Annotated in this window: 21 protein-coding genes; 4 read left to right on the top strand and 17 right to left on the bottom strand. The window is 56.0% G+C overall.

The window, feature by feature from the left end; translation table 11 throughout:
• The first annotated feature begins 1 nt into the window (after window position 1).
• Entirely contained in the window at window positions 2–133 is a 132-nt protein-coding gene (locus E5K02_RS26055; protein ID WP_262709848.1) for a hypothetical protein, read from the top strand.
• Between the two features lie 402 nt (window positions 134–535).
• On the opposite strand, the gene tsf is transcribed toward E5K02_RS26055, so the two are convergent.
• The 4 genes from tsf to rplM all read right to left on the bottom strand — a co-directional run bounded on the left by tsf (window position 536) and on the right by rplM (window position 3,187).
• The gene (gene tsf / locus E5K02_RS11710; protein ID WP_135394997.1) at window positions 536–1,372 is read right to left on the bottom strand and encodes a translation elongation factor Ts; all 837 of its coding nucleotides are present in this window, start codon (window positions 1,370–1,372) and stop codon (window positions 536–538) included.
• 151 nt (window positions 1,373–1,523) lie between these two features.
• A complete protein-coding gene (gene rpsB / locus E5K02_RS11705) occupies window positions 1,524–2,291 on the bottom strand; it encodes a 30S ribosomal protein S2 (RefSeq protein WP_100337368.1) in 768 nt (255 codons plus the stop codon).
• A gap of 18 nt (window positions 2,292–2,309) precedes the next feature.
• On the bottom strand, window positions 2,310–2,696 hold the full coding sequence (rpsI, locus tag E5K02_RS11700; RefSeq protein WP_135394996.1) for a 30S ribosomal protein S9: 387 nt from the start codon (window positions 2,694–2,696) through the stop codon (window positions 2,310–2,312).
• A gap of 38 nt (window positions 2,697–2,734) precedes the next feature.
• Window positions 2,735–3,187, bottom strand: a complete 453-nt coding sequence (gene rplM / locus E5K02_RS11695) for a 50S ribosomal protein L13 (protein ID WP_135394995.1) — start codon at window positions 3,185–3,187, stop codon at window positions 2,735–2,737.
• Window positions 3,188–3,394: 207 nt separating this feature from the next.
• On the opposite strand from rplM, the gene E5K02_RS11690 reads away from it, so the two are divergent.
• Window positions 3,395–4,873 (top strand): hypothetical protein, encoded by a 1,479-nt coding sequence (locus E5K02_RS11690; protein ID WP_135394994.1) that lies wholly within the window; start codon window positions 3,395–3,397, stop codon window positions 4,871–4,873.
• 12 nt (window positions 4,874–4,885) lie between these two features.
• Here the strand turns inward: E5K02_RS11690 and E5K02_RS11685 are convergent, their stop codons facing one another.
• From E5K02_RS11685 to recA, 5 genes are all read right to left on the bottom strand, one after another.
• A complete protein-coding gene (locus tag E5K02_RS11685) occupies window positions 4,886–5,602 on the bottom strand; it encodes an RluA family pseudouridine synthase (RefSeq protein WP_135394993.1) in 717 nt (238 codons plus the stop codon).
• Window positions 5,603–5,637: 35 nt separating this feature from the next.
• A complete protein-coding gene (locus tag E5K02_RS11680) occupies window positions 5,638–6,720 on the bottom strand; it encodes a sensor histidine kinase (RefSeq protein ID WP_135394992.1) in 1,083 nt (360 codons plus the stop codon).
• 101 nt (window positions 6,721–6,821) lie between these two features.
• Entirely contained in the window at window positions 6,822–7,520 is a 699-nt protein-coding gene (locus E5K02_RS11675; RefSeq protein WP_240737256.1) for a response regulator transcription factor, read from the bottom strand.
• A gap of 321 nt (window positions 7,521–7,841) precedes the next feature.
• The gene (locus E5K02_RS11670; RefSeq protein WP_240737254.1) at window positions 7,842–8,546 is read right to left on the bottom strand and encodes a DUF3108 domain-containing protein; all 705 of its coding nucleotides are present in this window, start codon (window positions 8,544–8,546) and stop codon (window positions 7,842–7,844) included.
• A gap of 327 nt (window positions 8,547–8,873) precedes the next feature.
• On the bottom strand, window positions 8,874–9,959 hold the full coding sequence (gene recA / locus E5K02_RS11665; RefSeq protein WP_135394989.1) for a recombinase RecA: 1,086 nt from the start codon (window positions 9,957–9,959) through the stop codon (window positions 8,874–8,876).
• 243 nt (window positions 9,960–10,202) lie between these two features.
• On the opposite strand from recA, the gene E5K02_RS11660 reads away from it, so the two are divergent.
• Window positions 10,203–11,333, top strand: a complete 1,131-nt coding sequence (locus E5K02_RS11660; RefSeq protein ID WP_135394988.1) for a hypothetical protein — start codon at window positions 10,203–10,205, stop codon at window positions 11,331–11,333.
• Window positions 11,334–11,360: 27 nt separating this feature from the next.
• On the opposite strand, the gene E5K02_RS11655 is transcribed toward E5K02_RS11660, so the two are convergent.
• A complete protein-coding gene (locus E5K02_RS11655) occupies window positions 11,361–11,930 on the bottom strand; it encodes a GNAT family N-acetyltransferase (RefSeq protein WP_135394987.1) in 570 nt (189 codons plus the stop codon).
• Between the two features lie 192 nt (window positions 11,931–12,122).
• Between E5K02_RS11655 and E5K02_RS11650 the strand changes: the two genes are divergently transcribed.
• Window positions 12,123–13,010 carry an SDR family NAD(P)-dependent oxidoreductase gene (locus tag E5K02_RS11650; RefSeq protein WP_135394986.1) on the top strand — a complete coding sequence of 296 codons (888 nt, stop codon included), beginning with the start codon at window positions 12,123–12,125 and terminating at the stop codon, window positions 13,008–13,010.
• Between the two features lie 81 nt (window positions 13,011–13,091).
• Here E5K02_RS11650 and E5K02_RS11645 read toward each other — a convergent pair whose 3' ends face one another.
• From E5K02_RS11645 to E5K02_RS11615, 7 genes are all read right to left on the bottom strand, one after another.
• Window positions 13,092–13,538 carry a hypothetical protein gene (locus tag E5K02_RS11645; RefSeq protein WP_135394985.1) on the bottom strand — a complete coding sequence of 149 codons (447 nt, stop codon included), beginning with the start codon at window positions 13,536–13,538 and terminating at the stop codon, window positions 13,092–13,094.
• Between the two features lie 93 nt (window positions 13,539–13,631).
• Window positions 13,632–14,597 carry an AAA family ATPase gene (locus tag E5K02_RS11640; protein ID WP_135394984.1) on the bottom strand — a complete coding sequence of 322 codons (966 nt, stop codon included), beginning with the start codon at window positions 14,595–14,597 and terminating at the stop codon, window positions 13,632–13,634.
• Between the two features lie 125 nt (window positions 14,598–14,722).
• On the bottom strand, window positions 14,723–16,111 hold the full coding sequence (locus E5K02_RS11635) for a peptidylprolyl isomerase (RefSeq protein ID WP_135394983.1): 1,389 nt from the start codon (window positions 16,109–16,111) through the stop codon (window positions 14,723–14,725).
• 240 nt (window positions 16,112–16,351) lie between these two features.
• A complete protein-coding gene (locus E5K02_RS11630) occupies window positions 16,352–18,652 on the bottom strand; it encodes a peptidylprolyl isomerase (RefSeq protein WP_135394982.1) in 2,301 nt (766 codons plus the stop codon).
• Window positions 18,653–18,822: 170 nt separating this feature from the next.
• On the bottom strand, window positions 18,823–19,236 hold the full coding sequence (locus E5K02_RS11625) for an ATP-binding protein (RefSeq protein ID WP_135394981.1): 414 nt from the start codon (window positions 19,234–19,236) through the stop codon (window positions 18,823–18,825).
• Window positions 19,237–19,258: 22 nt separating this feature from the next.
• The gene (locus E5K02_RS11620) at window positions 19,259–19,588 is read right to left on the bottom strand and encodes an STAS domain-containing protein (protein WP_135394980.1); all 330 of its coding nucleotides are present in this window, start codon (window positions 19,586–19,588) and stop codon (window positions 19,259–19,261) included.
• 14 nt (window positions 19,589–19,602) lie between these two features.
• A complete protein-coding gene (locus E5K02_RS11615) occupies window positions 19,603–21,699 on the bottom strand; it encodes a PP2C family protein-serine/threonine phosphatase (RefSeq protein WP_135394979.1) in 2,097 nt (698 codons plus the stop codon).
• Between the last annotated feature and the right edge of the window lie 152 nt (window positions 21,700–21,851).

Genomic DNA, 21,851 nt, shown 5'->3' with positions numbered 1-21,851 from the left:
TATGAAGAATATCAATTGGCCCCGCGTCCTGATTGGCCTGCTGTTTTTACTGCTGCTGGCTGCGCTGGCTAAGAATTTGGTTGGTGGCCTGAATCGGCGGAAGCAACTGCGTACGACGACGCAAAGCCGCTGATTGACTAGCTGATTCTGCCTTCTAAGATTCCGTCGAATATTCGTCGGAAGTGGCTTAAGTTACCTTGAGGCTCTCGTTGATTGTATGCCTCAATGTTTGCCCAAAACGCTGTTTCGTTAAAGCCTACGAAATCAGTAGCAGCTTGTAAGGCAAAGTTGTGTAGCAGATAAGCAACTGAGCCAGCATACCTCAACCGGTTATCCCGCTGTTCAGCTGTCCATTCAGTGGGCAACGCTGATTCAAAGATTGGGGTAGTTCGAATGTCGAGCAGAAACTGGTATAGTAAGTACCGGTACGCATTCTTTCTTCTTTCCTCCATAGTCGTTAGATGAACGAGTAATCAATAAAAAGGCCCGCCGGTTTTCACCAGCGGGCCTTTTCAATAAACTAAACTTCTACCGCTTAGGCACCGATGGCCACGCGCTTGAAGTCGGTTACGGTCATGCCTTTCGACGTTTTGTCGAGCAGCTGAGCGATGGTCAGCGAGTTGTCTTTCACGAACTCCTGGTTCAACAGGGTGTTTTCCTTGTAGAACTTGTTCAGCTTGCCCTGCGCGATTTTCTCCAGCATAGCCTCGGGCTTGCCTTCGGCACGCGCCTGCTCTTTGCCGATTTCGATTTCGCGCTCGGTGATTGAAGCGTCCACACCGTCTTTGTCAACGGCAACGGGCTTCATGGCTACGATCTGCATAGCAACGTCGCGACCAACGGCGGCGGTGTCGGCACCACCTACGTTCTTCAGGCCCACGAGTACGCCTTTCTTGCTGTCGGAGTGGATGTAGGAAGCTACTTTCTCGGCGCTCAGGGTAGCGTAGGTCAGGTTCAGCTTCTCGCCGATTTTGCCCATCAGGTCGGTGATGTGCTCCTGAATGGTCAGGCCATCTTCTTCCTTGGTAGCCAGCAGCTCTTCCTGGCTGGTAGCGTTGGTGCGCACAGCAGCATCCAGGATGCGCTGCACCAATTCGCGGAACGAGGCAACCTTGGCTACCGATTCCGTTTCGCAGGCCAGGGCCACCAGCTTGCCGGCGGTGCCGTCTTCGCTTACGGCTACGGCTACAAAGCCTTCCGACGTTTCGTTGTCAGCACGCTTGTCAGCAATTTTCTGACCCTGCTTGCGCAGAATGTCACGAGCAGCTTCGAAGTCGCCATCGGCTTCGGTCAGCGCTTTTTTGCAATCCATCATGCCTGCACCGGTCATGGTGCGGAGCTTGTTCACGTCTGCGGCGGTAATTGCGGCCATGTATTTAGAACTTAGAGTTAAGAGCTTAGAATGTAGAATGGGGAACGGGAAGGGCTTAAAAGCAAGAAGAAGTTAGAAGCCAAAAACAGAGAAGTAAATCAACTCCTGCCGTCTCTAACTTCTAACTTCTCAAGTCTCACTTCTAAGAAGACTATTCGTCGGCGGCCAGCTTCTCTTGGATGCCTTCGTCTTCCGACTGCTTCTTGTCTGCTTCGTCTTTGTCGACTTTGCGCTCCGACAAGCCTTCTTCGATAGCCTTGCTGATGATACCTACGATCAGCGAAATCGACTTCGAGGCGTCGTCGTTAGCGGGAATCGGGAAGTTTACCAGCTCGGGGTTCGAGTTCGTATCGCAGATAGCGAAAACGGGGATACCGAGTTTCTGGGCTTCTTTAACGGCAATGTGCTCACGCTTTACGTCCACAACGAACAGAGCAGCGGGCAGGCGGCTCAGGTCGGCAATGCCGCCCAGTACACGCTCCAGCTTCTCCCGCTCGCGCGACAGCATCAGACGCTCACGCTTTGCAAGTGCTGCGTAGGCCGTGTTTTCCTTCACCATCTTGTCGATGGTGCTCATTTTCTTCAGCGACTTGCGAACCGTGGCGAAGTTGGTGAGCATGCCACCCAACCACCGGTCGGTAACGAATGGCATTTTCAGGCGCTTGGCCTCTTCGGTAACGATTTCCTGAGCCTGCTTCTTGGTAGCAACGAACATTACTTTCCGACCGCTCTTGGCGATGTTGCGGATAGCAGTGGCGGCTTGCTCCAGCGAAACCAGGGTTTTGTTCAGGTCAATGATATGGATGCCGTTCTTCTCCATGAAGATGTACGGCGCCATTTTCGGGTCCCACTTGCGCGTAAGGTGACCAAAGTGGGCACCTGCGTCGAGCAGTTCTTTATACGTGGTGGACTGAGCCATGATAAAATTCCTCTGGGTTTAGCGTTTCGAGAACTGGAACGAACGACGAGCTTTGCGCTTGCCGAACTTTTTGCGTTCCACCATGCGGGGGTCACGGGTCAGGAAGCCTTCTTTTTTCAGGGCGGGACGCACGTCGGCGTTGTCACCCACGAGGGCTTTCGAGATGGCCAAACGGATAGCCTCAGCCTGAGCCGAGATGCCACCACCGCGCACGTTCACCTTGATGTCATACTGGTTGAGTTGCTCAACCGTGTTCAAAGGCTGGTTCACGATGTTTTCCAGGAGTTCATTGCCAAAGTAGGCTTTCATTTCCCGGCCGTTGATAGTGATATTCCCTTGCCCGGCTTGCATGTAGATACGAGCCACCGAGGTTTTTCTTCTACCAGAGGTGTTGGAGATTTCCATTAATGAAAAATTAGAGAAAAAAGGAAAGCTGGTGAGGCTTACAGGTTCTTCAGATCAACAGCTACCGGCTGCTGAGCTTGGTGGGGGTGCTCGGCACCTTCGTACACGAACAGGTTGCGGAATTGCTCCCGGCCCAGACGGTTGCCGGGCAGCATGCCGCGTACGGCGTGCTCGATAACGCGGGTCGAGGATTTCTCCATCACCTCACGCATCGACTTGCGCTTCTGGCCGCCGGGGTAGCCCGAGTGCGACACGTAAATTTTGTCGGTCATCTTTTTACCCGTCACGCGCAGTTTGTCGGCGTTGATAACGATAACCGAATCGCCGCAATCAGAGTTGGGCGTGAACGAGGGCTTGTGTTTGCCGCGCAGAATGTTGGCAACTTGGCTGGACAGGCGGCCCAGGGTGTTGTCACCAGCATCAATCACGACCCAGCCCTTGTTGGCGTTGGCTTTGTTGACGGACACCGTCTTGAAGCTCAGATGATCCATTGGGGAGTTGAGTAAGCGTTTGAAAATGAGATAGAACCCAGCAAGGGTTCGGGAAAAACGGACACAAAGTTACCCTTTTTCGCTTACGAAGCAAAGGGCTGTATAGAATTATCCGCTTAAAACCCATTCACTTACCGGTTGCAGCGGTTTTCAAGTAACGGTATAGCGGGTCGTTACTACCTTTAAGGCTCTTGCTGCATCCTTTCTATGCCCGTACTTCCGGAATTACCTGTTGCTACTGCCACCCCGACGGGGCAGCGCCCGGCTCTGCTTTTACTATTGGCTTTATTTGCCTTGTCCATCGTGTTGGCCGCTACCACAGCCACTACCTACGACAGCGGCGACAGTATCAACCACTACCTCTTTAGTCGCTACGCTTTTCAGCACCCCAGCAACTTCCTGGATTCCTGGGCCAAGCCGTTGTTTGTACTGCTCACGGCGGGGCCTTCCCAGCTGGGCTTTCTGGGTATCAAGCTCTTCAATTGCGTGGTAGTAGCCGCCGCCGCCTGGCTGGCGTACCGGGTGGCCGATAGACTGCGGCTGCCCTGGCCCTGGCTGGCCGTGCTGTTCAACTACGCCGCTCCCGATTATTTCCGAATTCAATTTTCGGGGCTGACGGAGCCCTTGTTTAGTTTGATTTTAGTCGCGGGCGTGTGGCTGGCCGTGAGCAACCGGGTCGGCTGGTCGGCGCTGCTTATGTCGTTTCTGCCTTTTGTGCGCTCGGAGGGCTTTTTGCTGCTGGGGGTCTGGGCAGTGTATCTGGCGCTCAGCGGGCAGTGGCGACAGTTGCCCAAGCTGCTGGTCGGTTACGTGGTGTATAGCTTAGTGGGCCTGCTGGTTTACCAGGATTTCCTGTGGGTTTTCACCCATAACGCCTATCCGTACCGCGCTGCTCAATACGGGCACGGCACGCTGGACCATTATTTCATTCAATTACCCGGGGTCATCGGGCTGGTCCTGTTCGGGCTGTTCTGGCTGGGCGGTGTTCGGCAGATACTGCTTTGGCTGCGGCCGCAGCTCCGGTCGCAGCCCGCGCTATTTTGGGCCGAGCTATTTCTAATTTATGGCAGCGTGGTGGTGTACTGCGGGGCGCATATCCTCTTCTGGTGGAAAGGAATATTTGCCTCCTTTGGCATGGTGCGCGTGCTCAATGCCATGGTACCGCTGTTTGCGCTTATTGCTCTTCATGGCTTGGATGGGTTAGCCTCCCTTTTCAAGAGTCCGCAAGCGCAGCACCGGCTACGCATTTTCTTCACGGCAGCGGTGGTGCTCTTCCTGTTCACCGGGGCCCGCACGGCCTTTCGGTGGAAGCGCGACTTCTATGCCGCGGCCGATATCCAACTGGCCGACGAAGCCGGAGCTTGGCTTCGCCAGACCTACCCCCAACAGAAACCCCTGATTGTGCTGGAGCATCCTTACTTGGCGCTGGCCCTGCAGGTCGACCCGTTTGATTCGGAGCAGCGCCGGAATATGGGCTTTTTGCATCCTAACGGCCCCAAGGAGCCCGTGCCAGCTGGTTCGCTCATCTTCTGGGACAACTGGTTTTCGGTAACCGAAGCCGGTGTGCCCCTGGCCCGCCTGCAGAACGACCCGCACTATCGGCTGCGCTGGCAAGGCGCCAAGCCCAGCAACCTGACGCGGCCCGACGCCGACTCCTGCCGGCTGATGGTATTCGAAAAACTCTAGCTTAGCCCCAAGCTAGCTGTATTGGCGTAGCGTATCGACCAGCACCCGGAAGTCCTTGGGGTAGGGGGCTTCGACCGTTATTTCTTCCCCGTTAAGACGAGCGAAAGTCAGCTGGGCCGCGTGCAGGGCAAACCGCTTGATGAAGGGCTGCTCTTCTTCGCCGTCCTTCATGTTGAATTTTTTCTTGAGCGAAGACAGGTAAAAATCCTCGCCTCCATACACGACGTCGCCCACAATCGGAGCCTGCAGATACATCAGGTGCAGCCGGATCTGGTGCATGCGGCCCGTGATGGGCACGCACTGCACCAGCGTATGGCGAGCAAAGGGCTCTAGCGTCGTGAAATACGTTTCGGCAGGCTTGCCTTTGTATGCCAAGCGGGCTTTGCCTTTGGTCGTGGTTTCGATGCTGCGGTCAACCAGCTTATTATCGAACTGATGCACGCCCCAGGCCACGGCGTGGTAGCGCTTCTTGACCTCCCGGTTTTCAAACTGCATCGAGAGGTGCCGATATGCCTCCGGGTTTTTGGCCAGCGCCAGGGCCCCCGATGTTTCCTTATCGAGGCGGTGGCAGGCCTGCATATCTTCGGAGTACTCCCGGGCCAAACGCAGAATGTTCGGGGCGCCGCCCACCCGCTCATCGAGCGTGGCCAGAAAAGGGGGCTTGTTGATGACTACGAAGTCGTCGTCTTCAAACAGAATGAGGTCTTTAAAATCTAAGTGCTTCTTCATAGCGGGCCGCAAAGGTACGCCGAAGACTTGGAAGCTCAGGCTTCGGAGGTACTTACTTCATCGGTACTGATTTTCTGGGCGCGGGGTTTGGGCAGCTTAAACTCCAGCGTGGTGCCAACCCCCACCTCACTGCGCACCCGAATTACGGATTTATGCGCTTCAACAATGTGCTTGCTGATGGCCAGCCCGAGCCCCGAGCCCCCTGAGTCGCGGGAACGGCTTTTGTCGATGCGGTAAAACCGTTCGAAAATGCGGTTTTGGTGCTGCTTGGCAATTCCCTCCCCATCGTCGCGCACCGCTACGCGCACCACTTTGCCGCTTTCCACCAGGCTGACGATGACGTGGCCCTCTGCCCGGCCGTACTTGATGGCGTTATCAATCAGGTTGACCAGTACCTGCCGGATCCGGTTGCGGTCGGCCAGTACCATAAGGGGCTGGGTGGTCAGTTCGGGGGGGGAAAGCTCCAGGGTAACGTGGCGCTGTTTCGCTTTTAGTTCAAGCTGCTCGAATATCTCCTGCACCAGCGCCGCTAGGTTGAAGTTCTGCTTGCGCATGCGCACCACGCCCTTCTCCAACTGCGAAATCGTGACCAGGTCCTGCACCAGGGCGTCGAGGGTATCGAGGCTGGTAGCAGCTTTGGTGAGAAACTTCTGGCGTAAAAATTCGTCATCAACATCTCCATCCAGCACGGTGTGCAAAAAACCTTGGGCCGCAAAAATTGGAGTTTTTAGCTCATGCGACACGTCGGCCAGAAACTCCCGCCGTAGCACCTGCAGGCGCTTGAGTTCGTCAATTTCCCGCTGCTTACGCTCGGCCATTTCCAGAATCTCGTCGCGCATGCGCTTCAACGGCTCGGGTCGGAACAGAAACTTATTAGACATCCGCCGAAACTCCTTACGCTTAATATTTTCCAGGCCGGCGTAGATATTGTTGATTTCCCGGAATATCAGGGCCTCAAAAGACAAATACACCAGCAAAAAGCAGGCAGCCACCGTTATGCCCGTAGCTAGCACCGCCTGGCGCATGGGCAGCGTGGGAGCCACCCAGGCAAAAGTGCTCAGCACGCCCGCCACGAGCAGGGCAATGAGCAAGGCAATAGTGCGGGACGAAAGATTCACGCGCGGAGAAAAGTGGTATGGGTATTAAAAATACGACTGTCACCCCAGAATTGGAAGGATGACAGTCGTGAAGCTGAAAAGCGGTTTGGCAAGCTGCCGTCTTAATCGGCGTTGAACTTGTAGCCTACGCCCTTAATGGTTTGGATATGATGGTCGCCCACCTTTTCCCGGACTTTGCGCACGTGCACATCCACGGTGCGAGCCAGTACGAATACGTCGTTGCCCCAGATATTCTGCAGCAGCTCTTCGCGGCCGAATACCTTGTGGGGTGAGGCCGCCAGGAAGGCCAGCAGTTCGAATTCCTTCTTGGGCAGTGAAATCTTACGCCCTTCCTGGAACACGGCAAAGCCCGTGCGGTCGATAGTCAGGCCGTTGATTTCAATGGTTTCTGATGCGGCCGAGGTTTCATGGTCGCGGCGCACGTAAGCGGCCAAGCGGCTCATCAGGGCCCGGGGCTTAATGGGCTTGGCAATGAAGTCGTCGGCGCCGGCATCGAAGGCGGCTACTTCCGAAAACTCTTCGGCCCGGGCTGTCAGAAAGATAATGTAGGTTTCCTTGAAGCGGCTCATGGCCCGTAGCTGCCGGCAAGTATCGATGCCGTCGAGGTGGGGCATCATCACGTCGAGCAGAATGATGTCGGGGCCAAACTGGGGGGCTACTTCCAGGGCCTTGCGCCCGTCGGGGGCACTGGCCACGAGGTAGCCTTCTTTGCGCAGATTATATTCCAGCAGTTCCACGATGTCCGGGTCATCATCGACTACCAGGATTTTGTAGGCGTTGGAGGAAGGGGTAGGGTGCACGGGTCGTGGGGTTTGGGGGTAAAAAAAAATGCGCGACGACAAAAATACCTCTTGCCGAATGGTAGCGCGTGTTACCTTTTTGTGAACTGCGCCGCCCGGTGCTGCTGTCTGCCGCACGTTCTGCGCGGGTCGAACCACCGTTGGCGGGCAGTGTCGGTTCGGGACCAGATTCTGCAGAAGGGACTTAGCGCTCTTTGGCGGCAACGTTTCAGTCAGCGGCATAGCGTGGTGCTAGGGTGAGTAAGCGGAAAGGGCGTTTGGGACAGCAGCATAGGAGCATAAAAAAAAGCGACCCGGACGGAGTCGCTTTTAGAAACAGAATCAATTTTTGGCCACCAGATTCAACCGGTTTCGCAGGCCTTGGTATTTATACATGTCGACTTTCACGGAGCCGACAAACATTTCAGCCTGAAACAAAACCGGTATTTTATTTCGGTCGTCGGAGAGGTATACTGATACGGCATTTTCTCCTTTAAAAATCTTGTTTTCAGGCATCTTCGGCACCAGGCGAATGGCCCGAATGACGCCGGCTTTGGTTTCAACCGTTTCCTTGCCTTTGTAGGTCACGTCCATGTTGAAAACCTCATCGTCGAAGAAGCCCTGCACCCGAATAACCTCGCCGACTTTGCGGTTGTCGTAGTTCAGGGTCCGCAGAAAGTAAAAGCCGCTGACGATGTCCTGAATGTTGTCGGGCGTCTTGAAGGTTCCTTTCTTGGCCGGGTCCTGCTTGCGGTGAGTTTCTACCTGCACCACGTTTTTGTCGTGGTCGAAATCCATATACTCCTTTTTGCGGAAGCTGTTTTCCTCAATACTCTGGAAAAAGCGCTGGGGCAGGATGCTGGTCGTATCAATATAAGACCGCCACGTGTCGCGGATGCGCAGGAAAAAGTCGAAGGAGCCGGTCGTCTTACCCGTAACGGTGGCCTTGTAGCAGGGCCGGTCGTTGACCTTGTGAATCTCGTCGGAGAGCTCCACCGTAGCTTCGGCTGCGTTGATCAGGCCGTAGTGCACCTTGTAACGCAGCACTTCACCCTTGGTAAAGCTGTGATTAGAAACGGCACGTTCGGTTTTGGCAGTGTCAAAAGACCACAACGAGGCGCAAAAAGCAAGAAGCAACGGAGAAAACAGGAGCCAGCGACGGTTCATGGAAAACGGCAAAATGGTTTTGGCCGATGCTTATTCAAACGAGATGCCAGCAAAGATACCAGTAACCGGATAAACTACATCGTACTTGGGCAAAAGGAACGGAAATGGGGGTATTGAGTTCCGTTACGCTTTTTCCAGCCTGATAAGTTACGCACAAAAAAGCCTCCCCGCTTTTGCAGGGAGGCTTTTTTCGATGAACCGGGAAGTTTACTCGTCGTCGTCCTCGTCCGTCGACTCGTCGGTGGGAATGGCGGCCAGCGCAGCGGCAGGCTCGCCTTTCACCATGGCCCGAATCTTCTGTTCGATTTCGTCGGCCAGCTCAGCGTTGTCGAGCAGAATTTGCTTCACGCCTTCGCGGCCCTGGCCGAGGCGGTTGCCATTGTAGGAGAACCAGGAGCCCGACTTGACGATGATGCCCATGTCGACGCCCAGGTCCAGAATCTCACCGACCTTGCTGATGCCTTCGCCGTAGATGATGTCAAATTCAATGACCTTGAAGGGTGGGGCCACCTTGTTTTTCACCACCTTCACTTTCGTGCGGTTGCCGGTTACGTTGTCCTTGTCTTCCTTGATCTGGCCAATCCGACGGATGTCGAGACGGACCGAAGCGTAGAATTTGAGGGCGTTACCACCGGTCGTGGTTTCGGGGTTACCGAACATGACACCGATTTTCTCACGCAGCTGGTTGATGAAAATGCAGCAGCAGCCGGTTTTGTTGATGGTACCGGTGAGCTTCCGCAGGGCCTGGCTCATCAAGCGGGCCTGCAGGCCCATTTTGGAGTCGCCCATGTCGCCTTCCAGTTCGCCTTTGGGCACCAGAGCGGCTACGGAGTCAATTACAATAATGTCGATGGCACCCGAGGAAATCAGGTGGTCGGCTATTTCCAGCGCTTGCTCGCCGTTGTCGGGCTGCGCAATCAGCAGGTTGGTCGTATCGATACCCAGCTTCTCAGCGTAGGTTTTGTCGAAGGCGTGTTCGGCGTCGATAAACGCGGCGATACCGCCTTTTTTCTGAGCTTCGGCAATGCAGTGCATCGTGAGCGTGGTTTTACCGCTCGATTCAGGGCCGTAGATTTCTACGACGCGGCCGCGGGGTAAGCCGCCGATGCCGAGGGCAATATCAAGACCGAGAGAGCCGGTGCTGATGGCCGGAATGTCGACCACGCGCTCATCGCTCAGCTTCATGACGGTGCCTTTACCGTAAGCTTTGTCAAGCTTGTCCATCGTGAGCTGAAGCGCCTTCATCTTCTCGACGTTGGCATTGACAGCTTTATCAGTGGTGGGTGCAGCCATTGGAATGGGGTTAGAGATAAATGCTTAGGTTTGGTGAATGTAGGCGTTTTAAGCCGCTAAAACAACCCGACAGGGGCCTTTTACGACGTCGGCCGCAGGGTGTTCCTGGTCGGCAATGGGTAACACAACGGGACTATATTTTGTCCCCGCAATGCTAAAAAAATTTGCTGAATTTCGGGGTAAAGAATGATGCTAAAATTTTTATCAAAGATACTCCCTGATTGCCAGGCAAAACCAGTTTGGTTGGCTTTTTTTACTTGCTTTTTTTTCCTGGCAGCGGTTCCCCAAAGCTGGGCGCAGCTCAACAACCGGGCCTTCTACCGCCCCATTGAAATCAAACCCGAGTACGACCAGCAGCTCTGGCTCGACGTGCAGGGCCTGCTCTTCAACAAGGACAACGAGTACTTCAACAAGATTGACGAGGGGCGCACGTATTACGGTACCCAGCTGGCTCCCCGCCTGGTGTATTTTCCCAGCCCGAAGCTGCGCCTGGAGGCCGGCGTGTTTCTGCAGAGAGACTACGGCACCGAGCGGCTGCGCCTGGTACGGCCCTTGTTCACGGCTATCTACCAGCACGGGCCGCACCGGCTGCTGCTGGGCAATATTCAGGGCCACTTGCAGCACGGCTATATCGAGCCGCTGTTCGACTTCGAGCGGGTCATGACCCGCCCGCTGGAAGAAGGCACCCAGTATCAACTCACGACGCGCCGCCTCAAGCTCGATGCCTGGGTGGACTGGCAGCGCCAGCAGTATGCCTACAGCGACTATCAGGAAGAGGTAGCCGGGGGCCTGGCCCTGGAGGCTACCGTGCTGGAAGATTCGCTGGGCTGGCGGGTGGGGGTTCCGTTTCAGTTTACGGGCTTCCACCGGGGCGGACAGATTGATACCGTCGCCAAACCCTTGCAGACCTACTTTAACCTCGCTAGCGGGCTACGGGTGCGAAAAAAGCTGGCTTCGGAACTGGTGCAGGCAGTGTATATGGAAAGCTACCTGACGCAGTTCATTGATTACTCCTTTACCCAGGAGCTGCCGTATGAGAAAGGCTACGGATTATACCTGAATGCCGGCGTGGACACGCGCTTGTCGAACCTGCAGGTAGGCTACTGGAAAAGCAACGGGTTTTATTCCCCGCTCGGCGGGCGGTTGTACCGCTCTACTTCCTCAACCGTGAGTGACCCCAACTACACCGAGCGGCAGCGGGAGCTACTGATTCTGCGCGTTCTGCGCGACTACCGCCTGACGGACAACTTTGTGCTGAGTACCCGCTTTGAGCCCTTGTATGACTTTGGCAACAAGTCCATTGACTTTTCTTTTGCCCTCTACCTGAACTTCAACCGCAGCTTCGTGCTAACGACACTGGGGCGAAACAAGTAAGCCTGTGCTTCCACGGCCGAGGCGGGGTCAGGACTTGCTTAAGCTGTAATAATAGATTTCGGGCTGCTGGCGCTGCAGCCACAGCCGCGGACGGGGTGGTAAACGCCGAAAGCCGACGCGCTCAGCCACGGTACAGCTGCGCGGGTTGGTAGCGTAGCACCGGATGTCGAGCCGGCTGGCCCCAAGTGGGGAATTGAAGCCGAAGGCTACGGCCGCGGCTAGAGCTTCTTGGGCATAACCCTGGCCTTCGGCCGCGGCGGCAAGGTAGTAGCCTATTTCGGCCGTAACCGTGCGCCCCCATGCGGGCTTTAAGCTGATGTCGCCCAAGTAGGTGCCCGATTCGGAGTGCCAGATACCGAAGACGAACAAGCGCCGCGTGTGCCAATCCTGGGTGTAGGAAGCAAGAACCTGCCGGGCATCGGCTAGCGTTTGGACTGCGCCAACCCGGGAAGGGAAGGCTGGCAGCAGCCGGGGCCGGTTCTGGTCGATAACCATGAAAAAGTCCTCCGCATCCGTGGCGACATACGGCCGCAGCGTGAGGCGGAGGGTGCTGAGGGGCGTACGGGGCGGGGCTTGCGGCAGCTCAGCAATACTCATAAGGCTAGGACCTGAACACCTTGGACTAGACGTAGCAGCGGGCGGAAGGTTGGGCCCAAAGAGGTGTCAGTCCGATAACCTCCACTGGAAAATGTCGTTATGACTAAGGGCATCTGCCGGCTACAGCACGTGCGTTGAAGGCCGTTGCCGGTGACCAAACCGTATTCTGACACATATAGATTCATCGTTATCATGACAAAAAGACTGGAAGGAAAAGTGGCTATTGTGACCGGGGGCGGTGCCGGCATAGGGGAAGCCATTAGTAAAAAGTTTGCCCAGCAAGGAGCCGCCGTCGTGGTTGCTGGCTTTGCCGAAGACCCGGTAGGTGCCGTAGTCGAGGAAATTGTGGCGGCGGGTGGCCGGGCCGTAGCCTTCACGGGCGACATTTCCGACCAGACCACGGCCGAGGCCTGCGTCCAGATGGCGCTTTCCCAGTTTGGCAAGCTCGACGTGCTGGTGAATAATGCCGGGGTTTTTCCCGCCACCGACGAGCTGGATAAGTACCCGGTGGAAGCCTTCGAGTACATGATTAAGAACAACATCTACACCGTGTTTCACATGAGCCGGGCGGCCTTGCCGTACCTGCAGAAAACGCGGGGCACCATAGTCTCGGCCGGCTCGGAAGCCGGGAAGATGGGTTCCCCCAATATCACGCCCTACGGTGGGACCAAAGCTTGGGTCATGACTTTCTCCAAAGGGCTGGCGGTAGAGCAAGCCAAGTACGGAGTACGCGTCAACTGCGTGGGCCCGGGCCCCATCGACACGGCCTGGACTCATAAGGAAACCGGCCCGATGGACAAGAAGATGGAGAAGAACACGGTGGAAGGAGTACCGATGGGCCGCCGCGGCACGCCCGAGGAGGTTGCCAACGTGTACTTGTTCCTGGCTTCCGACGAGGCCAGCTACGTAACCGGCACCACGTACTTCGTTGACGGGGGCGTAACGGTTTCCAAAAGCTTGTCGGGGGAAGAAGTGCCGAGCGACTTGAAAAAGGAGCCGGCGGGCGAGCTGGTTTTGGCTCATTCTAAGGAAGGCCACGCCGAAATTCGCCCGCAGGACGGCGGACACATGAGCAGTTAAGGCACTTCTGGTCTTAGTAGCTACCAACAAAAAAAGCCTCCCGCGTGCGGGAGGCTTTTTTTGTTGGCTCTGGCAGAGCTATTACTTTTTCAGGGCAACGCCGGTGCTCAGGTGGGGGTGCTTGTATTGGGTGGGGCTGCCCAGGGCCTGCTGGGTGCGCATCACGTTTACTAGGCGGGCTGTTTCGTTGAAGTACTCCAAGCGCCGAATCATCATTTCCTTCGTCAGGACGCGGCCTTCGGGGGTACGCATAAAAGAGCGTTTGTCTTCCAGAATGCGGCGCATGATGGCCTCTGTCTCGGCTTCCTGGCGCAGATACTGCTCCTCGAATTCGGCCAGCCGGGCTACGCCTTCGGTCGTGAGCCGGTAGGTGGCCCCGCCTTCATTGAGCACTTCGCACAGTACGTAAACTTCCAGGGGCAGGGAAACTTCCAGCGGAGTCGTGCGCAGATCCAGGCCGGCCCGCAGCGCGTCGAGGATGATGCCAATATTACGCTCAAATTGCTGATAGTAGCCGAGAACTTCCACGGTAATGAATCTTGAAAAGGTGAGGAAAAGTTGAGGGAAAGCCTGGAGGAAGGATGCGCTTAGCCGGCATTCAACGCCCAAAATTCAACATTTCTAAAGAATTTCTTTTACGATTTGGTCAATGCTGATGCCTTCGGCTTCGGCCTTGAAGTTGCGCACCAAGCGGTGGCGCAGAATGGGCAGGGCAATGGCCTTGACATCCTCAATGTCGGGGGAATACTTGCCGTTGAGTAGGGCGTTGCACTTGGCCCCGACGATAAGGTGCTGCGAAGCCCGCGGGCCCGCTCCCCATTCCAGCAACTGATTAATTCGAGCCGGAGACCGTTCGGTGTTGGGCCGGGTTTTGTGCACCAGGTTCACGGCGTACTCCACTACGTTGTCGGCCACGGGCACGCGGCGCACCAGCTGCTGGTAAGCCTGAATCTCGTCGGCGTGCAGAATTTTGCTTACCGACGGCTTCTTATCGGAAGTCGTGTTCTTGACAATCTGCAGCTCGGCCTCGTAGCTGGGGTAGCCCAATTCGATATTGAACATAAACCGGTCGAGCTGGGCTTCGGGCAACGGGTAGGTGCCTTCCTGCTCAATCGGGTTTTGGGTGGCCAGCACAAAAAACGGGCGTTCCAAACCATACCGCTTACCGGCCACCGTTACGGCGTACTCCTGCATGCTTTCGAGCAGGGCCGCCTGGGTTTTGGGCGGTGTCCGGTTGATTTCGTCAGCTAGTACAATATTGGCAAACACGGGGCCTTTCACAAACTGGAAGTCGCGCTGCTGATTCATCGTCTCCGAGCCCACAATGTCGGAAGGCATCAGGTCGGGCGTGAACTGGATGCGGTTGAACGACAGGTCCAGTGAGTCGGCTATGGTTTGAATAAGCAAGGTTTTGGCCAGACCCGGTACCCCCACCAGCAAACAGTGGCCTTGGGAGAATACCGCCGTCAGTACGAGGCGAACCACGTCGTCCTGGCCAATAATAACTTTGCCGATTTCCTGGCGCAACGTACGGTAGGAGGCTGCCAGGGCATCGGCGGCTTCTTTATCAGAAGAGAAAGTGCGCATGAAAAGAGGAAGTGGTGAAGATGTGAAATTGTGAGATGGGGAAATGGTGAGTTAGGATTCGGTTAGCGCCATCAGGCGCGGCTCGAACAGCAAACTCACCACCTCAGACTTCACAATTTCACCATTTAATAAACCGTATCCAGCAGCTTGCAATCGGCATACTGAGGGTCGGCTTCGAGGTAAACCGAGCCGCGGTTCTTCAAAAACCACTCGTCCAGCGCCTTGTTTTTCTTTTCGGTCAAAGCGGCCTGAGCAATTTTCTGGTAGTCGTCCTTGAGGTTGGCCTGGTGGGGCGGGGTGTTCGACTTCAGCCAGATAATGCGCATGGCGTCTTTGCCATCGTCGGTACGGTAGGGCAGGGGCGGCGTAATGTGGCCCACTTTCATCGTATCGATGGTAAAGAAAATGGCCGGGTCGAGCTTGTCCAGGGGCAGATACGTACCACCGTCCTGGCGGTTGGCCAACAGCCCCCCGTTGCCGCTGGTGGGCTTGTCGTCCGACATATCCTTCGCCGCCTTAGCAAACGTAATGCTGTCGGCCAGAATGCGGCGGCGCAGCTTGGTCAGCTGGGCGCCGGCTTCGTTTACGTCGTTGCCACCGGCAGCAGGCTTGAGCAGAATGTGACGGGTGCTGTAGCTGTCGCCCTTGCGCTCGATAAGCTGGATCAGGTGAAAGCCGAATTGGGACTCGACGATGGGCGACAGTTGCCCGGGCTCCAGCCGCAGGGCCGCCGCTTCGTACTCGGGTACCAGTTCCTTGCGCTTGAAGAACCCCAGGTAGCCACCCTGCGCCCCCGAACCGGGGTCTTCGGAGTACTGCTTGGCCAAGGTTTCAAAGCTTTCCCCGGCCTGAATCCGGGCGCGAAGGTCGTTGAGTTTGGCAACAGTTTCCTGCTTAGCCTTCGGGTTTACCTGGGCCAGCTTCACAATCTGACCAACTTCCACCTCGGTCGAGAAGTAGGGCAGGCTGTCTTTAGGAATGCGGTTAAAGTACTGGCGTACCTCGCGCGGGGTCACGGTGACTTTACCGGCAATCTGCTCCTGCATCTTCTGCTGAATCAGCTGCTCTTTTACCTGGGGCCGCAGGTCGTCCTTGAGCTGCTTGATGGGTTTGTTGTAGTATTCCTCCAGCTTTTTTTCTGAGCCGATCTGCTGCACGAAATAAGCCATGCGGCGGTCCAGCTCATTTTTTACCTGATTGTCATCTACCACCACCGAGTCCGTTTCGGCCTTGGCCAGCATCAGCTTATTGAGCACGATGCTCTGCAGAATCTTGCAGCGCAAATCGGGGGGCAGTGGCTTGCCCTGCGCCTGCTGCACCTGCTGGGCGTAAGCTATTTCCAGGTCGGAGCGCAGCACAATCTGGTTGTCCACCTTCACAATGATGGCGTCGGCAATCTGGCGGCCGACGGGGCGGCCAATACCAAGCTGCGCGTAACTAGTTGTAGCAGTGCCAGCCAGCAAACCCATGCCAAGCAGGGCCGCGCGGGCCGACGAACGAAGGAATTGAATCATGGAATCGTAAAGAGTAATGCTCGCGGCAGCTAGAAAGAAAGCACTTGCCGGAGCCAGCCGACTTCTGAAACGCAGAAAGCCGCCCGTAAATTTCAACATAAATCCTTTCTCCGGCAAAAACAACGGTTTGGATAGTCCAAGGAGTCGGATGAGGGCAATGGCGTTGCATTGTGGTCAACAAAGAACAAGCCTCGGTGGTGGCCGAGGCTTGTTCTGAAGGGGGCTGGCAGGGCCAAGAGGTTACTTAGTTACAAGCTTATCCACTTCGCCCTGATTGATTTTTACGGGGTACTCTTCGCGCAGCTGCGAAATCCACTGCTTTTCCAGGAAGTTCTGGTAGTCGGAAGTGGCTTGGCCGCGGGCTTCGGCCAGGGTTTTGGGGCCGGCTGGCAGCACCTTGTCAATCGTAACGGCGTAGTAGCGGCCGTCCTTATTGACCGTATACGTGCCAGGGCCCTTGCTCACGAGCTCGTCTACCACTTTGTTGTCACCCTTCTGGAAGCTGCGCTGCTGAATCTGCACTGCCAAGGGATTCTGCTCGTTCAGATTTTCTTCCAGGGCCGTTGGGCTGGTGCTCGTCATCGACAGTGCAATGGGGCTGCTAGCGGCCGTCTTGCTGGTTTTGGTGAGCAAGCGGCGGGCGGGCACTCCTTTCTGCACCAGGTAGGACTTCACGCTATTGGCGCGGGGAGCGGCCAAAGCCGCCGACTCACCCTTTTTCGGCCGGCCCGTAATAGTCAGGGTCAGCGTGGTGTCCGACTGCAGACGGCTAGCCAGGCGGTCCAGGTCAGCCCAGCCGCCTTTCGCAACATTCGATTTGCCCGCCAGGAAAGGCACATTCTGTACCAGCCCGCGCTTCACCTCGTACCGGCCGGCTTTGAGCTGGGCCTGGGCCTGGGTAAGCAGCTGGGGCGTAGCCGCGCTAATGACAGTACCCTGCACGCGGGGTTCCCACTGGTATTTGCTTTGATTGTCGGCAAAGAACTTCTGCAGGCCTACTGTGTCTTCAATGGCTTTCGACCATACTTTCTCGTCCATCAGCTGGAAAAGCAGAATACCGTCGCGGTACTCCTTGACGAGCATGCGGTAGTCTTCGTACTTGGTTTCCAGGTTGGCTTTCTCGAAGTCGGTCAGGCTCTGATCCACGTACTGGTCGTAGAGCTGCTGCATGGCGTAGCGGGGCTCGGCGCCGGCCTTGGCCCGCTGATTTTGCTGGGCGTAGGTCAGGAAATCTTTTACCAAGTAGGGCTTGCCCTTAATGGTAAACAGCGTGGAGTTGTCGTTAACCGTCTTGCTGGCCTTGGTTGGAGTGGCCGGAGCAGTGTACTTGAAGCGGCCCCGTACCAGCGACGTGTCGGCTTTGGCAAAGACGAAATCTTTGCCGGCCTGGTTTTCGGTGAACTGGTTTTCGGTGCGGATGCGCTTGAGGAAAGCCGTGCGGTTCAGCTCCGAACGGGAATCTTTCGAAACCTTGCCTTTCAGGGAAGCTTCCATGTCCTCGAACTTGGGCACCGGCTGTTTTTCCAGCAGGCGGATGATGTGCCAGCCGTAGGGCGTCTGCACGGGCGACGACAAGTCGCCGGGGTTCTGGAGGCGGAAGGCGGCTTCTTCGAACGAGGGAATCATGCGGCCCGTGCCGAAGGGCGGCAACTCGCCCCCGTTGGCAGCGGAGCCGGCATCTTCCGAAAACTGGGCTACCAGCTTATCCCAGGGCTCCTTGCGCTGCAGGCGGCTGTAGAGCTCGTCAATCTTTTTCTTGGCCGTAACCGAATCGGCCTTGGGCATGCCCGGCGTGGCCCGGATCATGAGGTGGGCTACTTTAATTTCGCCCTGGGCCGTGCGCACATCGTTTACCTTGATGATGTGGTAGCCAAAGCGGGTACGCACGGGCTGCGACACTTCGCCTACTTTGGTGCGGTACGCCGCCGACTCAAACGGATACACCATTTGCATGGCCGTGAAGTAGCCCAGCTTGCCCCCGTTGTCCCGGGCTGAGGGGTCTTCGGAAGTTTCGGCGGCTACTTTGTTGAAGTCTTCCCCACCGGTTACGCGCTGGCGCAGGGCCACGATCTTGTTGTAGGCGGCCAGCGTGTCGGCCGGCGTGGCGTCGGGAGCCATCCGGATCAGAATGTGGGAGGCGTTGACCTCCTTGCTCATCCGGTCGTAGGCTTCGCGCACCAGTTGGTCGGTCACGCTCTTCTCGGTGAGATAAGGCTGGGCCAGTTGCTGTTTGTAGCCTTCCAGTTCGCGCTTGAATGCTTGAGTGGTATCGAGGCCGCGCTTCTCGGCTTCCAGCACTTTCAGTTTGAAGTTGGTGTACAGGTCTAAGTATTCCTGCACGCTGGGCCGGGTGCCAAATTCGGGGGCGCTGCCGTTGTTTTTCCGGTAAACATAGGCAAACTCCCCTGCGGGTACCTCGTAGGTTCCCAGGGTCTCAATGACGGGCTGTTTGGCGGCAGTAGTAGTCGATTTGGTCGTCTGGCAGCCAGCGGCCAGCAGTGCAGCAGCCAAGGGGCCGGCGTACAAAATGCGTTTGTGCATACAAAAAATAAGATACTACAAAGCGTGCAGTCCTCGTAACAGGGTAAGACGGAGGGCTGACTGACGCAATTTTACGCATTTTTTTCGGGCCGACGCTGCCAACCAAGTTCCACGTCGGGCATAAAAAAAGCACTCCGCAGGCGAAGTGCTTTTTCGGATAAGCTCGGGGCTCACACAATGCGTTTGTAGAGCCGGCAGACGTTGTGGGTACCCGTTGTGGTAAACTCTACGCGGTCCATAATTCGGTTGACCAGCGTCATACCCACCCCACCTTTTTTACCGATGCGGATGTGTTCCTGCAGATCGGGTTCTTTGTAGAGCGAAGGTTGGTAGGACGACTTGCTGTCGTCTTCGATTTCGATTTCAAATACCTGATTGTCCATGCCCATGCGCAAATCCAGAAACTGGGATTCGTCCTCGTGGTTGGCATGAATAATTAAGTTAGCTACGACTTCGTCGACAGCCAGGATAATCTGGTTGAGCTGCAAATCCGACAGGCGGTAAGCCGCCAGATAGGCGCTTACAAAGTCGCGCACCACTTTTAGGTTGTGGCGGTTACAACTGATACGGATTGCGTCTTTCATTCCCTACGATACCCCTAGAAGCTTAAAGAGCAGTGGCTTCGGCCTCCGAAGGCACGATGGTCATCAGGGCATCCAGGCCCAGAATTTCAAATACGTTGTGCACTTTCTCCTGCATGTTGAAGAAAATCAGCTTCACGTTAGCATCTTGAAAGCGTTGCAGATGGGAAATAAATACGCCCAGGCCGGCGGAAGAAATATAGTTCAGGCGCTGGCAGTCTACCAGAACCTTCTTATAATCAAGAACTTCAGGCTTGGTCAACTCCGTGTCAAGCAGAACGGAGGAGCTGGCATCCAGTTCGCCATCCAGACTGAGGGTGAGGGTATCTTCGGTGGTTTGTTGGTTAATTTTCATGCCTCCACTGTACGTTAGATAGTTGCTTCTGGTTGAGCTGCCTTAAACTTGATGACCAGTAGAGTCTGGTCATCGTGCATGGGCTGGCCTTTACTGAACTCATTCAGGTCGTCCAGAATCTGTTGCTTGATTTCGTCGGCCTCCAGGTAATACGTGTGTTCGAGCATTTGTTTGAGGCGCTCCTCGCCGTATTCTTCCTGGTTGGCCCCGCGGGCCTCCACAATGCCGTCGGTATAGATTACCATCACGTCACCGGGGTTGTAGTCGTAGAACTGGTTCTTGATGTGCTTCTCGTACGAATCGTTCCGAATGATACCCAGGCCCAGACCAGCGGTGCGGAAGTAGGACACTTCCTCCTTGATGGAGTGGTAGTAAAGCGTGTGGCAGTGGCCGGCGCGGGCAAACACGAAGCCCCCGTGCTCGTAGTCGACGATGTAGAGCGCGGCGGTAATAAAGGACGACTTCTCCAGGCAGTGGGTCAGGGCGCGGTTGGCCATCGACATGAACTTGCTGGGCACCGGAAATTTCTCCCGCTCGTCCTTGGCCAGCGGGTTTTCCTGCATCAAGGCGTGGAAAATGCCCTTCATCTGGGCCATGTGGAAGGCCGCCGTGATGCCCTTGCCCGATACGTCGCCGATGAGAATAGCCAGCCGCTTGCCGGGCAAGTGCAGGAAGTCGTAAAAGTCGCCGCCTACTTCCTTGGCCGCCAGGGCGTGGGAGCCAATTTCAAACCAGTTGTCAATAGGCAAGTCCTTCGGAATCAGGCTATCCTGCACCGAAGAGGCAATTTTTAACTCCTCTTTTACCCGCTCATTTTGCAAGGAGGCTGCCACCAGCTGCAGGTTTTCGATGCTAAGCACCGTCTGGCTGGTGAAGGTTTGCAGAATGCCTAGGTTTTCGCGGTCAAAGCTCTGCCGCTGCTCTTTCAGCATGTACAAGGCGCCGTACTGCCGCTTGGCCGAGCGCATAGGCATCACAATCAGGGAACCGTAGGGTAGCTCCAGGCTGCGGAAGCCGCTGCTGTTGGGCAAGTCGTTATTGAGGTATTCAATCTGACCCAGATTGTAATCGGTAAGCAGGGTCCGAATAGCCTGGGTATGCTCGGTACTGACGTTGAAGAGCTGGGCGGGGTGGAGCTGGCCCTCGTTCTCGATATCCAGCCAGGCCGCGTCGGCTTCTACCGTTTGAATGGCAGCCTCGAACAGCATCTGGTAAACTTCTTCTTCCGTCTGACCTTTCTGAATCAGCTGGGTTAAGCGCTGTAGGCTCAGAATCTCGTCCCGTTTCTGCTCAAAAACGCCGGCCGTGGGCAGGTTGAAAAAAGTAACCAGCAGCCCCGCCAGGGAATAGAACCCGGCAAAGAATACGGTCAGCAGCAGAAAAGCATGCTGGGGCGCGGGCGCAACTAATTTGGGGTCTTGGGCAATGCGCAGAAAGTAAATCGTGAAAATGCCCAGGCACAGCAGCAAGGCCAGTTGCATAAATACTACTTCCCACTTTTGACGGCGGTTCAGGTAAGCCACCCACTTTTGATTGCCACTCAGATACACCCCAAACACCGCCAGACCGCCCAAAATAAAGTAAGCTACCGGCACGGGCGGGGTCCAGGCAAACAGGCGAAATAGTAAGGTTCCACCCAGCAGGAGTTCAAACCACTGCCAGTCGCGGCGTAGGCGGGCCGAGGAACGGAACAGCACCAAGGAGCGCCAGGAGTAGTTGGTATACGCCAGAAAAACGACGAACAGGCCCAGATTGATAGTGTAAACGCAGGCAAAGAGCGTCCGGTCGGCAGTAGGCTGTCGAAACTCGATGAGGCGCTCAAGCAGGTGCAGGCCGACACAGACGGTAGCCAGCAACCCCGGCCCCAGTACCAACCGCCGCAGCAGGCCCACAAAGTCGGTGCCCCGGAGCGGGTCGGGCTGGCTGCGCTGGTACACAAAGACGCCGGCCACGAAAGCTGCTTGGGCCAGCAGCGTGACCCATTGCGGGGGCAAACCAAGGGATTCAGCAGTGGCCGGACTAGCGTGTAGCAGAGTGCTGATAAGCAGTATCAACCAGCTCAGCACGGTGAAGGGCAACACTATAGCTTTCAGCTTCTGTCGGAAGGGCATGAATAGGAATAAAATACGAACGGGCTTCTGAGTTAGTAGCGCCCGTAATGTATCCGCAAGATACGGCCTGATTAGCAAATTGGCCGATAGGCTTTCCGGGATGATAAGATTACCCCTACGAAAATGCAAAAAAAGAGGTCAACCGCCCTGGG

Origin of the sequence: Hymenobacter metallicola (assembly GCF_004745645.1) — a bacterium.
GTDB lineage: Bacteria > Bacteroidota > Bacteroidia > Cytophagales > Hymenobacteraceae > Hymenobacter > Hymenobacter metallicola.
The sequence above is the reverse complement of the archived record's forward strand: the minus strand, read 5'-3'. Positions and strand labels throughout refer to the sequence as shown.

Bases quoted from the DNA above. Each gene is read 5' to 3' on its own strand.
- recA (WP_135394989.1), bottom strand. From the start codon at position 9,959: ATGGCTGCACCCACCACTGATAAAGCTGTCAATGCCAACGTCGAGAAG.
- tsf (WP_135394997.1), bottom strand. From the start codon at position 1,372: ATGGCCGCAATTACCGCCGCAGACGTGAACAAGCTCCGCACCATGACC.
- E5K02_RS11620 (WP_135394980.1), bottom strand. From the start codon at position 19,588: ATGAAAATTAACCAACAAACCACCGAAGATACCCTCACCCTCAGTCTG.
- E5K02_RS11615 (WP_135394979.1), bottom strand. From the start codon at position 21,699: ATGCCCTTCCGACAGAAGCTGAAAGCTATAGTGTTGCCCTTCACCGTG.
- E5K02_RS11625 (WP_135394981.1), bottom strand. From the start codon at position 19,236: ATGAAAGACGCAATCCGTATCAGTTGTAACCGCCACAACCTAAAAGTG.
- E5K02_RS11650 (WP_135394986.1), top strand. From the start codon at position 12,123: ATGACAAAAAGACTGGAAGGAAAAGTGGCTATTGTGACCGGGGGCGGT.
- E5K02_RS11640 (WP_135394984.1), bottom strand. From the start codon at position 14,597: ATGCGCACTTTCTCTTCTGATAAAGAAGCCGCCGATGCCCTGGCAGCC.
- E5K02_RS26055 (WP_262709848.1), top strand. From the start codon at position 2: ATGAAGAATATCAATTGGCCCCGCGTCCTGATTGGCCTGCTGTTTTTA.
- E5K02_RS11630 (WP_135394982.1), bottom strand. From the start codon at position 18,652: ATGCACAAACGCATTTTGTACGCCGGCCCCTTGGCTGCTGCACTGCTG.
- rplM (WP_135394995.1), bottom strand. From the start codon at position 3,187: ATGGATCATCTGAGCTTCAAGACGGTGTCCGTCAACAAAGCCAACGCC.
- E5K02_RS11690 (WP_135394994.1), top strand. From the start codon at position 3,395: ATGCCCGTACTTCCGGAATTACCTGTTGCTACTGCCACCCCGACGGGG.
- E5K02_RS11685 (WP_135394993.1), bottom strand. From the start codon at position 5,602: ATGAAGAAGCACTTAGATTTTAAAGACCTCATTCTGTTTGAAGACGAC.
- rpsB (WP_100337368.1), bottom strand. From the start codon at position 2,291: ATGGCTCAGTCCACCACGTATAAAGAACTGCTCGACGCAGGTGCCCAC.
- rpsI (WP_135394996.1), bottom strand. From the start codon at position 2,696: ATGGAAATCTCCAACACCTCTGGTAGAAGAAAAACCTCGGTGGCTCGT.
- E5K02_RS11655 (WP_135394987.1), bottom strand. From the start codon at position 11,930: ATGAGTATTGCTGAGCTGCCGCAAGCCCCGCCCCGTACGCCCCTCAGC.
- E5K02_RS11635 (WP_135394983.1), bottom strand. From the start codon at position 16,111: ATGATTCAATTCCTTCGTTCGTCGGCCCGCGCGGCCCTGCTTGGCATG.